At 51.5% G+C, this 15,475-nt stretch carries 12 protein-coding genes; 9 read left to right on the forward strand and 3 right to left on the reverse strand.

Translation table 11 applies throughout. The features are described from left to right. Positions 1-5: 5 nt before the first annotated feature. On the reverse strand, positions 6-2,630 hold the full coding sequence (gene valS, locus ACFR81_RS08345; protein WP_343875024.1) for a valine--tRNA ligase: 2,625 nt from the start codon (positions 2,628-2,630) through the stop codon (positions 6-8). A gap of 181 nt (positions 2,631-2,811) precedes the next feature. On the opposite strand from valS, the gene ACFR81_RS08350 reads away from it, so the two are divergent. The 7 genes from ACFR81_RS08350 (at position 2,812) to ACFR81_RS08380 (ending at position 10,350) form a co-directional block, all read left to right on the forward strand. Continuing rightward, entirely contained in the window at positions 2,812-3,606 is a 795-nt protein-coding gene (locus ACFR81_RS08350; RefSeq protein WP_343875022.1) for an SDR family oxidoreductase, read from the forward strand. A 5-nt stretch (positions 3,607-3,611) separates the two neighbouring features. After that, entirely contained in the window at positions 3,612-4,328 is a 717-nt protein-coding gene (locus tag ACFR81_RS08355) for a sirohydrochlorin chelatase (RefSeq protein ID WP_068170022.1), read from the forward strand. A gap of 255 nt (positions 4,329-4,583) precedes the next feature. After that, the gene (locus tag ACFR81_RS08360) at positions 4,584-5,384 is read left to right on the forward strand and encodes a phosphoadenylyl-sulfate reductase (protein WP_343875017.1); all 801 of its coding nucleotides are present in this window, start codon (positions 4,584-4,586) and stop codon (positions 5,382-5,384) included. Next, entirely contained in the window at positions 5,366-6,292 is a 927-nt protein-coding gene (cysD, locus tag ACFR81_RS08365; protein WP_083147189.1) for a sulfate adenylyltransferase subunit CysD, read from the forward strand. Before ACFR81_RS08360 ends, cysD begins: the two co-directional genes overlap by 19 nt. Before the next feature lies 1 nt (position 6,293). Further along, positions 6,294-7,589 carry a sulfate adenylyltransferase subunit 1 gene (locus ACFR81_RS08370; protein ID WP_343875013.1) on the forward strand — a complete coding sequence of 432 codons (1,296 nt, stop codon included), beginning with the start codon at positions 6,294-6,296 and terminating at the stop codon, positions 7,587-7,589. Positions 7,590-7,655: 66 nt separating this feature from the next. Next, the gene (locus ACFR81_RS08375; protein WP_343875011.1) at positions 7,656-8,600 is read left to right on the forward strand and encodes a sulfite exporter TauE/SafE family protein; all 945 of its coding nucleotides are present in this window, start codon (positions 7,656-7,658) and stop codon (positions 8,598-8,600) included. A 19-nt stretch (positions 8,601-8,619) separates the two neighbouring features. Continuing rightward, the gene (locus ACFR81_RS08380; protein WP_343875009.1) at positions 8,620-10,350 is read left to right on the forward strand and encodes a nitrite/sulfite reductase; all 1,731 of its coding nucleotides are present in this window, start codon (positions 8,620-8,622) and stop codon (positions 10,348-10,350) included. Positions 10,351-10,446: 96 nt separating this feature from the next. Here the strand turns inward: ACFR81_RS08380 and cobA are convergent, their stop codons facing one another. Next, positions 10,447-11,469, reverse strand: coding sequence for a uroporphyrinogen-III C-methyltransferase (cobA, locus tag ACFR81_RS08385; protein WP_145176124.1), 1,023 nt, complete (start codon positions 11,467-11,469; stop codon positions 10,447-10,449). A gap of 101 nt (positions 11,470-11,570) precedes the next feature. Beyond that, a complete protein-coding gene (gene nirB, locus ACFR81_RS08390) occupies positions 11,571-14,204 on the reverse strand; it encodes a nitrite reductase large subunit NirB (RefSeq protein WP_068170378.1) in 2,634 nt (877 codons plus the stop codon). Between the two features lie 145 nt (positions 14,205-14,349). Between nirB and nirD the strand changes: the two genes are divergently transcribed. Then, positions 14,350-14,679, forward strand: coding sequence for a nitrite reductase small subunit NirD (nirD, locus tag ACFR81_RS08395; RefSeq protein ID WP_068170006.1), 330 nt, complete (start codon positions 14,350-14,352; stop codon positions 14,677-14,679). A gap of 169 nt (positions 14,680-14,848) precedes the next feature. Beyond that, entirely contained in the window at positions 14,849-15,301 is a 453-nt protein-coding gene (locus tag ACFR81_RS08400) for a precorrin-2 dehydrogenase/sirohydrochlorin ferrochelatase family protein (RefSeq protein ID WP_343875003.1), read from the forward strand. Positions 15,302-15,475 lie beyond the last annotated feature (174 nt).

The following is a 15,475-nucleotide window of genomic DNA, read 5'->3' on the forward strand; positions in this document are numbered from 1 at the left end:
AATGTTTATTCTGCATTTTCAGCAACTAGTACAATATCTGAAACAGCAAGTTCGCCTTCTCCAACCTGGAGGTTGAGCTCGCGAACATTACCCGCTGCCTTCAAATCATTAATACCTGCTTTAATGCGCTGAATTGATTCAGCATCAGCGGTGATGGTCGCAACTTCAACTTCGGTGCGTTGCTTGACCTTTGCCTCTGATTTTGACTTGCGCAATCCACCGAGTGCAATGCCGATAGTGGGTAGCACGGCGGCGTCGGCATCGTCGGCAATTGCCTTGTATCCTTCGTGAGTGGGCCATGCAGCGCGGTGAACCGAACCTTCGCGCCACCAGCTCCAGACCTCGTCGGTGGCGAAGGGGAGGATCGGTGCAAAGAGGCGAAGTAACGCATCCAAAGTAGTAGCCAGGGCTGCCAGAACGGATGCCTGTTCATCATCTCCGCGAGCGCCGTAGGCACGATCCTTGATGAGCTCAACGAAATCATCGGTGAATGACCAGAAGAAGCTTTCGCAAATCTGAAGTGCACGAGCGTACTCGTACTTCTCAAAACTAGCGGTGGCTTCTTCCACCACTACTGCCAGCTTGGCGAGTAGTGAACGATCCAAATCGTTGATGACGACGGCTGCCTGCTCCGCTGTGGTAAGAACCGATGCTTCAGTTGCTCCCAAATTGAGTACGAATTTGGATGCGTTGAGTAGCTTAATGGCGAGGCGTCGGCCAATTTTCATCTGCCCTTCGTCGTAGGCTGTATCGGCACCCAGGCGGGCTGAAGCTGCCCAGTAGCGAACCGCATCTGATCCGTACTTTTCTAGGACTTCGTTGGGGACGACGACGTTGCCCTTGGACTTTGACATCTTCTTGCGGTCAGGATCGAGAATCCAGCCTGAAAGTGCAGTGTGCTTCCAGGGTACGGAATTCTCCAGGGAATTCGATCGGACCACAGTGGAGAAGAGCCAGGTGCGAATGATGTCGTGACCCTGGGGGCGCAAATCCATAGGGTAGGTGACCTTGTGCAAATCTTCATCTACTGCCCAACCAGTTGCAATTTGAGGGGTCAGTGAAGAGGTAGCCCAGGTATCTAGAACATCCGGATCTGCTTGGAAACCGCCGGGTACTCCGCGCTGTTCTTCGGTGAAGCCCGGCGCGGGTTCTGCAGCGGGGTCTACGGGAAGTGAATCTTCGGCAGGGACAATGGGCTCATCGTAAAGGGGCTCGCCCGCTTCATCGAGTTTGTACCAGATGGGGAAGGGCACGCCGAAGAAGCGCTGGCGCGAAATGAGCCAGTCGCCGTTGAGGCCTTCTACCCAGTTCTCGTAGCGGCTTCGCATAAAGGACGGGTGCCACTCGATATCGCGACCGCGGCTGATCAAATCTTCGCGGCGGCTGGCGTCGCGTCCACCGTTGCGAATGTACCACTGACGTGAAGCTACGATTTCCAGGGGCTTATCGCCCTTTTCATAGAACTTGACGGGGTGGGTAATCTTCTTGGGCTCACCCTCCATCTCGCCTTCTTCGACCAGCATCTCAACTACTGCTTTTTGGGCAGAAAAGACTGTGGCGCCAGCGATTTTTTCGAATCGTTCCTGGCCTTCTGCTGTGGTAATCCACTCGGGCATATCGCGTGCGAATCGTCCGTCGCGACCGATGAGGGCACGGGTGGGGAGCTGGAGCTCGCGCCACCAGGTGACGTCGGTGGTGTCACCAAAGGTACACACCATGGCGATACCGGCACCCTTATCTGGCTGGGCTAGGGGATGAGCCTTAACTTCAACTTCAACGCCAAACAGAGGTGAGGTAACGGTGGTGCCGAACAGTGGCTGGTAGCGCTCGTCATCGGGGTGAGCAACCAGCGCAACACAGGAGGGAAGAAGCTCGGGGCGTGTGGTCTCGATCCAGACTTTTTCTCCGTCAGGGCGGTGGAAAGAGATGCGGTGGTAGGCGCCTTCACGTTCTTTATCTTCTAGCTCAGCCTGAGCGACCGCGGTGCGGAAGGTAACATCCCACATGGTGGGTGCTTCTGCCATGTATGCATCGCCAGATTTGAGGTCATTGAGGAAAGCAAGCTGAGAGACTTTGCGCGAATGAGCATCAATGGTGCGGTAGGAATGAGACCAGTCCACCGAAAGCCCCAACGTGGTGAAAAGCTGTTCGAAAACCTTTTCGTCTTCTGTTGCCAGTGTCTCGCACAGTTCGATGAAATTACCGCGCGAAATACGGGGCCAGTCACGCTGATTCTTTGCAGGCTTCTCGGGTGCCTGGAAGTCAGGATCATAGGGGATGGCGGGGTCACACAGTACGCCGTAGTAGTTCTGAACACGGCGTTCGGTGGGCAGGCCATTGTCGTCCCAACCCAGCGGGTAGAACACGTTCTTGCCGGTCATGCGCTGGTAGCGGGCAATGACGTCGGTCTGCGTGTAGGAGAACATGTGACCCACGTGAAGGGAGCCAGATGCTGTGGGAGGAGGAGTATCGATAGAGTACACGTTCTCACGAGTTGTTTCGCGGTCAAACGCGTACGTTTGTGCGGATTCCCAGCGAGCAGAAAGTTTTTCTTCGAGTCCTTCTAGCGCGGGACGATCGGGAACGGTAATTGTGATGGGCGAGTCTGAGCCCTGATTTATTTCAGCCATACGGCTTATTCTCTCATGTATCAGTGAGAGGTGCTCCTCCTGACTGTTTTGCTTTCCTCACCTTTGCTTCCAGGAGGAGGGAATATCTATGCGAGGTTCATATTGCTTAACATTTTTCGTATTCTTCAGCATGAGCAGCGATTTGAAGAAACCTGTACAGATATCCGGGTACGGTTGGGGGATGAATCACTCCCATAGATTGCATAATCCTTTTGAATCAGATGCACAACGGGGCAAAATTGCTGTGGTATCTGGTGCTTCATCAGGAATCGGACGTGCAACGGCTCAGCAGATGCGAGCTACCGGATGGACCGTTTATGCGGTAGCGCGTCGTGCAGCGCGTTTGCACCAGCTGGCGGAAGAGACAGGTGTTATTCCTGTCGTCCTAGATATCACCGATGAATCTGCGGTAACTCAGACTGCTTTGAGAATTATCGAAGAGAATAGCGGATCGATTGACGCGCTGGTCAACATTTCCGGGGGAGCAGTGGGCGCCGACTCTATTGCGGATGCAGATGGATCCAGATGGCGCTCTATGTTTGAGCTGAATGTACTGGGCACACTCAACATGATTCGGGCATTCCTTCCGGCTCTTCGAGCCTCTGGCGAAGGAACCATTCTCAATCTCACCTCTACCGCTGCAGAACACGGCTATGAAGGTGGCGGCGGATACAACGCCTCAAAATTTGGTGAACGGGGTATGACAGAAGCGCTTCGTCTCGAAGAAGCCGAGCACAATATCCGTGTGATTGAGGTAGCTCCTGGCATGGTTCACACCGAGGAATTTTCGCTCAATAGACTAGGGTCACCCAAGGCAGCTGAGAAAGTTTATGAAGGTGTCGAAAAGCCCCTCACCGCAGAAGACGTGGCACAAACCGTGACGTTTGCCGTCAATGTACCCCACCATATTAATCTCGATCGGATTGTGATGCGCCCGGTAGCTCAAGCTTCTCAATTCAAGGTGATTAGAAAGTAGATTCCATGCCGATTAATATTGTTGCAACTGCCCACGGAACCAATAGCCCGGACGGGCGCTCAACTATCGAATCGATTATCGAGAATTTGCGCTCGCTCCTTTCCCAACGGCTAGGGCCTGTTTATCACGTCTATGAAGCCTATGTTGATGTTCAATTTCCTACTCTCGATGAAGTTTTAGAGGGTTTACACTCTGAAGACCAGACCATCATTCTTCCTCTCTTACTTTCAACGGGGTATCATACCCAAGTTGATATGCGAGATGCAGCAAAAGAATCAGGGATTTCTGATATTGCGATAGCCGCGCCGCTGGGTCCTTCACCCCTCATGGCGCAATTGATGCATCACCGTTTGATTGAAAAAGGATGGCGACCGGGTGACACCGTCGTCATGGCCGGTGCTGGTTCATCTCGTACCGATGGTCAAGAAGCTGTCGCCCGCCAATGTGCCATGTTATCCAACGTGCTGGCACAGGAAGTTACCTTCGGTTTCATAGCTGATATTTCTCCCACCATCGAAGAGACAGTTACTGAAGCCCAGGGAAACGGGCCGATATTTGTTGCAAACTATTTGCTGGGGAGAGGTTTCTTCGATCAAAAACTGAAAAAACTCGGACACCAGCGAGGGGCTCACATTGCAGAACCATTGGTGGTACCAGGCGATCAACAATCGGTTGATGTTATCTGTCAGTGTGCTTTAGATTCTCTGGGTCAGCTGGAGTAGAGCCGACCCTTTTCCTTAAAATAATCGTTCAATAGCCTTCACTCGTGATGAGTGAAGGCTTTTTAGTGGGTAAAGAATTCGCTAAAAATAGCGGGAGAAATCAAGCTGTAGATCTGAAAATGACAAAAGAAGACTAAAAATGACCTCCCGTTAATCAGCGTTTCTCCTTATGAACGATGGGTTGTTATCTAAAAACCTACTCCCTAGGATTTCCCTATAAGTGGCACGCTTTCATACAGTAGAAAGGAAGAAGCGATGTCCAATAACTCCCACCTTTTCAAGAGCTACGGGGTCAAACCCGCAGCTCATTCTTTCACTGACCCACAAATAAGCCCTCCGGGAACCACCGAACCTGCACCACTTGATGCAAAAATTCAAGAACGCAACCAAGAACTGGTGAACGAATACGCTGATGCACTCTATGATGCAAGCGCTCAAGAAATCCTTGAATGGGCTCACGATAACGCACCTGGCAAACTCGCCGTCACCCTTTCCATGGAGAACACGGTACTTGCAGAACTAGCCTCCAAATACCTGCCCGGTTCAGACTTTCTTTTCCTTGATACGGGCTACCACTTTCCCGAAACAATCGATGTAGCCGACCAAGTAGATCAGCGTTACCCTCAACCACTCATCAGAGCCAAACCCCTCCTGGGCGTTCCCGAACAAGATGACCGCTACGGAATGAGCCTCTATTCCAAAGATCCCGCAGCATGTTGCCGTATGCGCAAAGTGGAACCCCTCGCTACCTACATGCAACCCTATTCAGGATGGATTACAGGGCTTCGACGAGCAGACTCCCCAGTGAGAGCAAACACCCCTGCTTTAGATATCGATCAGAATGGTCGACTGAAAATTTCACCACTGGTTACCTGGTCACTCGAAGAGACCCAGGAATATATCACTGATCACGATTTGATTATTCACCCCCTAACACTCGCCGGATACCCCTCCATCGGATGCGCTCCCTGTACCGCACCCGTAGCTGAAGGAGAAGACCCCCGCAGCGGGCGCTGGGCACAATTTACAAAAACGGAATGCGGACTACACACATGAGAGAAACAGCCACAACGCTTTCACCCCACCTCAAAGACCTGGAAAACGAATCCCTACAGATTCTTCGCGAAACCGCAGGGCAATTCGACAAAATCGCGCTCCTTTTCTCCGGAGGAAAAGATTCTGTGGTCGTCTTTGAACTCGCTCGCCGAGCATTTGCGCCAGCGCAAGTGCCCTTCGAACTGCTCCATGTTGATACAGGACATAACTTCTCTGAAGTCATCAAGTTCCGCGATGATTTAGTGGAACGCACCGGCGCACGACTGCGCGTAGCAAAAGTGCAGGACTGGATTGATAAGGGAGAACTCAAAGAACGCCCCGATGGCACCAGAAACCCCCTTCAAACCGTTCCGCTGGTGGAGACTATCGAAGAGCAGGGATACGACGCAGTTCTAGGCGGCGCACGTCGAGATGAAGAGCGAGCCCGCGCAAAAGAACGCATCTTCTCCGTACGAGATAACTTTGGCGGGTGGGACCCTCGTCGCCAGCGCCCTGAAATTTGGAACCTTTACAACGGCGGTCACCTACCCGGAGAGAACATCCGCGTATTCCCCATTTCAAACTGGACAGAAACAGATATCTGGGAGTATATCGGCGCTCGCGGAATTGAGTTGCCTCCCATCTACTTTGCACATGAGCGTGAAGTCTTTGAGCGAGATGGCATGTATCTCACCGCAGGGGACTGGGGCGGGCCTAAAAAGGGAGAAACCCTTGAGACTAAGAAGGTCCGTTACCGCACGGTGGGAGATATGTCCTGCACCGGAGCTGTGCTTTCTGAAGCGTCCACTATTGACGATATCCTCACCGAGATCTCAACCTCTACCTTAACCGAACGAGGCGCTACTCGCGCCGATGACCGCCTGAGCGAATCTTCGATGGAGGATCGCAAGAAGGAGGGGTATTTCTAAAATGACCGTTACATCAACCGAACCCAGCTCAGAGATTCTTCAGCAGCGCCAAACCTTACATCTGTGCACCGCAGGTAGCGTTGACGACGGTAAATCGACTTTTGTGGGTCGACTCTTGCATGACACCAAGAACATCTTGGCTGACCAGCTCTCGGCGGTGGAACGTACATCTCGAGAGCGGGGTCTAGAGCATCCTGATCTTTCGCTACTGGTAGATGGGCTTCGAGCAGAGCGGGAGCAGGGCATCACGATTGACGTTGCCTACCGTTACTTCTCTACCGCACGTCGAACATTTATTTTGGCGGATACTCCCGGCCATGTGCAGTACACCAGAAATACGGTGACTGGTGTGTCCACTTCGGAGGTTGTGGTTCTACTCAGTGATGCTCGCCATGGCATTGTTACTCAAACCAAGCGGCACCTGGCGGTAGCGGCTCTTTTGGGAATCAAACACGTGGTGTTAGCTGTCAACAAAATTGACCTGGTAGATTATTCTGCCTCTATTTTCGAGACTATTCGAGACGAATTCGTTGAACTGGCGCGTAGCAAGGGAATTACAGATGTTCAGGTTATCCCCATCAGTGCGTTATTAGGCGATAACGTCGTCAACCCATCGGAGCATACTCCCTGGTATGACGGTCCCACTGTACTGGGATACCTCGAAGAGGTGGAAGTCCATACCCAGAATGCGAACTCTGAAAACAGCACTGGTTTCCGCTTTCCCATCCAATATGTGATTCGAGAGGGCTCCCAAGATTATCGAGGATACGCCGGACGTATTACCTCCGGTGAAATTGCCGTTGGTGATTCGGTGGACTTGGGTCAAGAACGCTCGGCAACGGTCACCCATATTGATTCTAGCGACGGTGCTCTGAATATCGCTGGAGTCGATGAATCAGTGGTCCTACGCCTTTCTGCCGAGATTGATTTAGCTCGTGGAGACCTCATCGCTGCAAGCGACCGTCCGGAAGATACCACCATTTTTGAGGCAACCATCGTTGGGCTTTCCGAGCAGTCTCTTCGCGCCAAGTCAAAGCTCAAAATCCGTTACGGAACCTCCCTGCTCCAAGCGCGCTTGGTGGGGATTACCTCGGTTCTCGACATCGATACCTCAACGGAGCACGAAGCGCAAACTGTTGAGCTCAACGATATTGCGACCGTCAAAATTCAACTCGCACAACCCCTACCAATAGATCTTTACAACGCCCAGGGGAGAGTCGGTTCATTTTTGCTGGTAGATCCATCCGATGGAAACACATTAGCCGCCGGTATGGTCTCGGACCTCAATCCATCATAAAAATCTGCGAACTTGAAAAATTTCTGGTTCGCATAGCCCGCAGCCGCGGAAAAAGGATTAATAAAGATGCGTTCATTACTCCTCATAGCTTTAGGTGGTGCAATAGCCCAGCTCGTTGATGGAAGCCTGGGAATGGGGTTTGGAGTCACCTCCACAACCTTGCTGATGTCTTTGGCAGCAATAGCACCTGCCAGCGCCTCCGCAGTTGTACACGTAGCGGAATTGGGAACGACTGCCGCATCAGGATTGAGCCATTGGAAATTTGGCAATGTGGATTGGAAAGTAGCGCTGCGTCTTGGAATCCCCGGTGCAATGGGAGCATTTTCCGGAGCGACGATACTGAGCAATATCAGTTTGCACGCTGCCAAACCCGTGACCTCCTGCTTGCTTCTTGCAATTGGCGCCTACCTAGTTTTTCGTTTTTCTCGCGGCAGACAAGCAGCTGCGGGGCACGAGGCACCTGCCTCCCACCGATCCCTTTTGGCATTAGGACTCTTTGGGGGTTTTGTGGATGCCACCGGTGGCGGGGGATGGGGACCTGTGACAAGTTCTACACTCATGAGCATCGGGCGGACGGCTCCCCGCCGCATTGTAGGAACCGTCAACACGGCGGAGTTCTTGGTCACGCTCGCAGCTTCCGCTGGATTTGCTTTGAGCTTATGGTCTGAACTGACCACGCACTTGATTGCAGTTTTGGGGCTTCTCGCCGGTGGTGTAGTAGCAGCTCCTTTTGCGGCGTGGTTGGTGAGCAAGATTAACCCTTCGGCGCTGGGCGGATTCGTAGGAACAACCCTGGTGTTGTTGAACCTTCCTCAACTCCTTAGCTTGATTCCCGCCCTGGATGCGTGGAATCTAGCGATTTACCTTCTGGTGGGACTTATTGGTCTTGTGATGAGTATTCTCGGGGTCAAGCGTTCACGCCACACCCAGACTGAAGCTCTAAAACTGAGCGAAAGAATCCCCGCAGAGCCAGCTCTCAGCGCACCTGCCTTGAATAACTCTACGTTTTAAACTTCTAAAGGAAACCAAGATGGCAAAATCACTGACCCAGCAAGATAAAGCTGCCGCAACCAAAAAACCTACACCACGTTCGGCAAAACCGAATGGTCAATGGAAAATCGATGGCACGGAACCGCTCAATGATAATGAGCGATTTAAACTCGAAGACAACGGTCTCAACGTTCGCGAGCGCATTGAAAATGAATACTCCAAAGAGGGCTTTGACTCGATTCCCGCTGACGACTTGCGCGGACGTATGCGCTGGTGGGGAATGTACACCCAGCGTAAGCAAGGCATTGACGGCGGTCGTACCGCTAAGCTCTCTCCTGAAGAGCTGGAAGATCACTATTTCATGTTGCGTGTACGCATTGATGGCGGGCAGCTTACCACCGAGCAAGTGCGTGTGATTGGGGAAATTTCCCAGGAATTCGCTCGCGATACAGCCGATATTACAGATCGCCAAAATATTCAGTTGCACTGGGTACAAATTGAAGATGCTCCAGAAATTTGGCGACGATTAGAAGCCGTGGGGCTTTCAACTACCGAGGCTTGTGGAGATGTACCGCGTGTTATTTTGGGATCTCCCGTAGCTGGAGTAGACGCCGATGAACTCATTGACCCTACGGTTTACATTGAGGAAATCAAGGAAAAGTTCATAGGAGATCCTGACCTTTCTAACCTGCCTCGAAAATTCAAGACAGCCATCACTGGAAATCCAAGCCACGACGTCGTCCATGAAATTAACGACATCTCGTTGGTTGCTGTGAACCACCCCGAGTTAGGTGTGGGATTTAGCTTCTGGGTGGGAGGGGGTCTGTCGACCAATCCTAAATTGGCAGAAAATGTCGGGGTGTTCGTCAAACCTGAGCAAGTAACCGATGTGTGGCTGGGTACTATCAAAATTTTCCGCGATTACGGCTACCGTCGATTGAGAAACCGTGCTCGTATGAAATTCCTCATCAACGACTGGGGTGTAGAGAAGTTTCGCGAGGTTCTTGAAAACGAATACCTGGGTTACTCCTTGGCAGATGGCATTGAGATGCCTGCTCCGACGAAGAGCGGGGACCATGTGGGTGTGTTTGCTCAAAAAGATGGAAAGAATTTTGTGGGCTTGAACCCCACAGTTGGTCGTATTTCTGGCACCACGTTGGTAAAACTTGCTGAGCTAGCTGAGGCCGCTGGTTCGAAGCGGGTGCGCACCACTCCCTACCAAAAGATTTTGGTGTTGGACGTTCCCGATCAAGAAATCGATGCTCTCCTGGAGGGAATTGAAGAGCTCGGGCTTACCGCCAACCCTTCAATTTTCCGCCGCAATACCATTGCGTGCACGGGTATTGAATACTGCAAGTTAGCGATTGTTGATACAAAGAAAACGGCGATTGATGCAATAGACCAGTTGGAAAAACGCCTGGAAGACGTCAAAGAAGAATTGCCTCAACAGTTCAACGTTTTCATTAACGGTTGCCCCAATGCTTGCGCGCGTACTCAGACTGCAGATATTGGGTTGAAGGGTCAAATCATTACCACTGATGAAGGAGAACAAGTTCCTGGATTCCAGGTCCATTTAGGGGGAACGCTGGCTGATTATCTCAACGCTGGATCCGGCAACGTGGGTAAAACCGTCCGGGGACTAAAGGTTGCATCTGCTGACCTAGTGGATTATTTGGAGAGAGTATTGCGTAAGTACCTGGATACCCGCTCCACTGAGGAAGAGACTTTCGCGGTCTGGGCACAGAGTGCGGACGAAGAGCTTCTGGTCTAAGAACTCCTGCTCTCAGAGTAGCCGTGGTGTTCTGCGCGGCAAATATAAAAGGTGGAGCCTTCACTCTCAATGAGTGAAGGCTCCACCTTTTAGACTTTAATGGGTTTCAAATGCCTTTCCCATCAGTTCTTCCCTGTTTTCACCCACCGCGGCACAGACATTGCCGATGGTTGTAACAGCTGGAGGTTTAAGCTGGTCATAATTCTCCAAGCAAGTACCTACAGTGGAGAAGTACTCCCGTTGATGGGCGCGGAAGCCATCTTGGACGGTCACCATCGGCATATCTGGGCGGACGCCGCGTTCCAGCAAGCCTGCGATGGTGTGGGGGAGAGTTTTCACTCCCATGAGGATGGAAACCGTGCCGCCGTCCTTCAGTAACCCGGAGAGCTGATCGAGCTCAGAATCGGTGAGCTTTTGATGGGCTGAGACTACCGTAAACATATGGGAGACCCCGCGAAGGGTCAACGGAACGCCTGCCATGGCGGGAAGAGATATAGAGGAAGTTACGCCCGAGAAGACTTTCACCGGGATGCCTTCTTTTTCGCAGACATAAAGTTCCTCAGCCCCGCGTCCGAAAACATAGGGGTCTCCACCTTTGAGGCGAGCTACTTTCTTACCCTGCAGTGCGTAACGCACCATCAGCTGATCAATTTCTCGCTGGGGGACCCGATGCTTTCCGGGAATTTTACCCACATCAATGATTTCGGCATGAGGAGCCCATCGAGGTAAATCCTGGTAGGGTGCTAAATGATCGAGAAGAACTACATCTGCCTGGCTGAGTACTTCCAGAGCATGGCGAGTCATCAAACCAGGATCCCCAGGGCCGGCTCCAATGAGGAACACTTCGCCCTGCGATTCGGCAGGAACCTCGGTATCAACGATGGAGGGCGCACCAATACCTGAAGAAAGTACAGCAGCTCTCCACTTTTGTGCCTCTCTCTCATCAGAAACACAAAGCACTACTAAACCCACCGGAGTCCCCGGCGCACGCATATCCTCGACGCGGTTGAAGCGTAGTACCTCCGTTGCCTGGGCAAACTTCAAAGCCACCCTTTCAGTGCGTGTAGCCTCACCGCACAGCAGCACAGAACAATTCTCAATATCTAAATCAACAAACACAAATATCCCTTAGAAACGGCTAGGTAGGTTCATCTTCTCAAAAAGACTAAACCTACCTAGCTTTTCAATTCTCAGACGACGAAGTAAAAACTACTTCTGCCCTAGCTGGGCTGACCGACGGGAATCTTTGCACCCGAAACCAGAACCGGGCCATCGCCACGTTCATGTGCAGCTATTTCTTCCGGCGTAGCCGGGCGAATCTGCTCGCGTTCCAGCACATACATGCGTGAACCTTCGTCCTGAGCATCAGGTTCATTCACAAAGGCACGGAATCGCTTGAGACGCTCGGGATCTTTCAACGTAGCAACCCATTCGTCTTCATAAGATTCAACATGGCGTTCCGCTTCTGCTTCTAGCTCAGCGCAAATACCCAAAGAATCCTCGATAATGACAGCTTTCAGATGCTCAATCGCATCACCAAACTGCTCATCCAAATCCTCAGCCCAGCGCGCTGTACGTTGTAGCCGGTCAGCGGTGCGGATGTAATACATCAGGTAACGGTCTACGTACTTGATAAGGGTCTCTTTATCAAGGTCTGTTGCAAAGAGTCGACCGTGCGCCGGGTTTGCACCACCGTTGCCGGCAAAGTACAGATTCCAACCCTTGGCGGTAGCAATCACACCGACGTCCTTATTCTGAGCCTCAGCGCACTCGCGGTTACAACCCACAACACCCATCTTGAACTTATGGGGGGAGCGCAAACCACGGTAACGGTTCTCCAGCTCAATAGCGAAAGTCGTAGAATCTTGCATACCAAAACGGCACCAGGAAGAGCCAATGCAAGATTTCACATTGCGCAAAGATTTACCGTATGCCTGACCAGACTCAAAGCCTGCGTCAACAAACTTCTGCCAAATCTCTGGCAGCTGCTCCAAACGAGCACCATAGAGACCAATACGCTGTGCACCATTGACCTTGGTGTACAAACCGTATTCCTTGGCGACATCAGCAATCACACCGAGCTTCTCGGGAGTGATTTCGCCACCGGGAATACGAGGAATGACGCCGTAGGTGCCATCTTTCTGCATATTCGCCAGATTACGGTCGTTGGTTTCCTGCAAAGTACCACGGCCACCGTCAAGCACGTAAGAGTTCTTCGTTGAAGCGAGAATAGAGGCAACAGTGGGCTTGCAGATAGCACAACCGTCTTCCCCGTGACCAAAACGCTTCAACACCGAGGGGAAATCATTGTAGTCAGTTGCCTTGACCGCTGCGAATAACTCAGCACGGGAGAAATCAAAGTGCTCACACAGCGCCTTGCTTACGGTCTTGCCCATAGCTTTCATCTGCTTGGCAAGGGTCTTCTGAATCACGGGAACGCACGAACCGCACTGAGTACCCGCAGTAGTTGCTTTCTTAATAGAGGGAACATCTTGATTACCATCCACAATGGACTGGCGAACTTCACCAAAAGTGATGTTGTTGCAGGAGCACAGTACCGCATCATCTGGCATATCAGTATCCGGAGCGCCCTCGCCACCCGCTGCAGATAGGAATGCAGCCGCTTCCGCAGGTAGCTCACGACCCACCAAAGGCTTCAGATTATCGAAAGGCGTAGCATCGCCCACGAACACACCACCGAGCAAAGTCTTCGCATCAGAAGATGTCACAATCTTCTGATAAATCTTCTGCGCCGGATCAATATACATAATCTCCAGCGCACCCTCGCTTGTAGCACGGCGATCTCCAAAACCGCCGACCTCAAGACCGGAGAACTTCAACTTGGTGGCAATATCAAACTCTTCAACGTGAGCATCATGGCCCGTCAAATTCTTAGCCACCGCATCTGCCATTAAATTGGCAGGAGCTACAAGACCCCAGGTGCGTCCCAGAACACAGGCTACTTCACCAATAGCCCAGATATTCTCATCTTCTGACTGGCAGTGATCGTTGACAACTACACCGCCGCGCTCGCCGACGGTCAGCCCAGCTTCGCGAGCTAGCTGGTCGTTGGCGCGGATACCGGCAGCCATGCATACCAAATCTGCATCCAGGTTGTGAACATCGGCTTCATCGCCCATGCCGTCTGCTACTGATACAGAAGTAACTTCGCCCTGGGCGTTCTTATTGATGGTTGAGATGAAAGCACCGGTTTCGATGTTGATACCGGCCTCTCGAATCAGAGAATTTACAAGGTGTCCGCCGCCCTGATCTACTTCAATGGAGAGAAGCCAAGAGGCGACATCCAAAATGGTGGGTTCTGCACCCAAGTCACGCAAACCTTCGGCAGCTTCGAGTCCTAGCAAACCGCCGCCGACGACGATAGCGCGAGGAGCTCTGCCGAGCTTCTCTTTGAGACGGGCTACTTCGCTGACCATGGTTTGAACGTCTTCAATGGTGCGGAAGACATGGGCGGAGTCGGAACCGGGAATAGGGATTTTAACCGCACGGGAGCCGGTGGCGAGAACAAGTTCATCGTAAGGGTAGCTCTCGCCGTTATCTGCAGAGACCATGTGGTTCTTGCGGTCTATGGCAGTAGCTGAGACACCTAACTGAAGGTTAACTCTTGAATCTTCCCAGATTTCAGGATTAGCGAGGGTGAGATCTTTTTCTGGATCTTTGAAGAGTTGCTCCAGCGCTACGCGGTCGTAGGGTACGTGGGCTTCAGCGGAGAGGACGGTAACACGATCCTCATTTTGAGATTCTTTGAGGTAAGCGCGAACAAATCGCCAGGCAGCAGGACCACCGCCGATCACTAGAATGTTTCTCAATCCGTGTGCGTGCTTATCAGTCATCTTCATACCGTTCGTCGAATTTGCGGACAGGGTGGGATACCGCGAAATAATTTGAATCAATAATGCTAATATAGCATCTGAAATACATCAGTCGGATTAATTTTTAATGCCCAAACTAATAGATTCCTAAAAATAAGGTAAAGGTATGAGCGACCAAAAATGGCAAAAGGTGTGCAAGCTGAATGATTTGGAAGAGCATTGGGGTGAGGTTGCCCTGATCAAGAACCACCAGTACGCGATTTTTCGATTGAATAATGACCGAGTGTTTGCCTCTGATCATGCAGATCCCAATAGTGGCGCCCTGGTAATTGCTCGTGGAATCACTGGTCAAAAGGGGGATATCCCTACCATTGCTTCCCCTCTGTATAAAGAAGAATATGATTTGCGTACCGGAGAAAGCCTGAATTCTGACTTCACCTTGCCGGTTTACGAGACCCGCATAGAAGATGGAGAAGTATTTCTGCGTATTGCATAATTCTTCAACTACCATCAGAGAGACGTTATGGTACGACCATAGACGTGGGCTGTGTAGTTTTTTCCCTTTTTGGTTTTAACTAAATTAGCGCGTCCCGTATCATATTCTTTTTCTCTGTGTTAAAAGTAAAGGTAAATTTATAATTAACATTTACCGCATTGGAGATTGTATGCTACCCCTTATGCTGAACGTCTACGGCAAGCCGGTGCTCGTCGTGGGCGGGGGATCTGTAGCTCGACGTCGGGTGGAAAAAGTAGTGCAAAGCGGCGGTGCCGTCTGCCTCGTTGCCCCTACGATTACGAGTGGTCTCCACGAATTGGTGGAACATGCCTCGGTTAAATGGCATCAACGTATCTTTCAACCCTCGGACGTGGAAGGTATGTGGTTATGCTTCGCCCACACTGATTCTCAACAGGTGAACCAAAATATTGCGAAGCTTTGTTCTCAGAAACAGATTTTTTGCCTACAGGGTGGAGCGCCAGATCAATCAGACTTCTGGATGATGGCACACCAAACTTCAGAATCAGGCATCACTGTTGCGGTTTCCTCGCAAAAGAATCCTCGGCGCTCACTCAACGTGGTGAAACGCTTGGTGGAGTTGGTCAACAAACAGAAACTCTAAAAACCGCCACGAATATCGAAAATTGTAATTCCCGTGAGACTGTTCGCGCTCCCGAGAGGTCTACCTCGATATTTTGGGTAGAAGCCTGACACCCAACACAACATATAGGGGTACATCCGGTGATTTGCTCCCAGCAGGCACTCACCCCGCAGGGCTCCTCCATAAAATGCGTTA

Source organism: Rothia amarae (genome assembly GCF_042677725.1).
Taxonomy (GTDB): domain Bacteria; phylum Actinomycetota; class Actinomycetes; order Actinomycetales; family Micrococcaceae; genus Rothia; species Rothia amarae.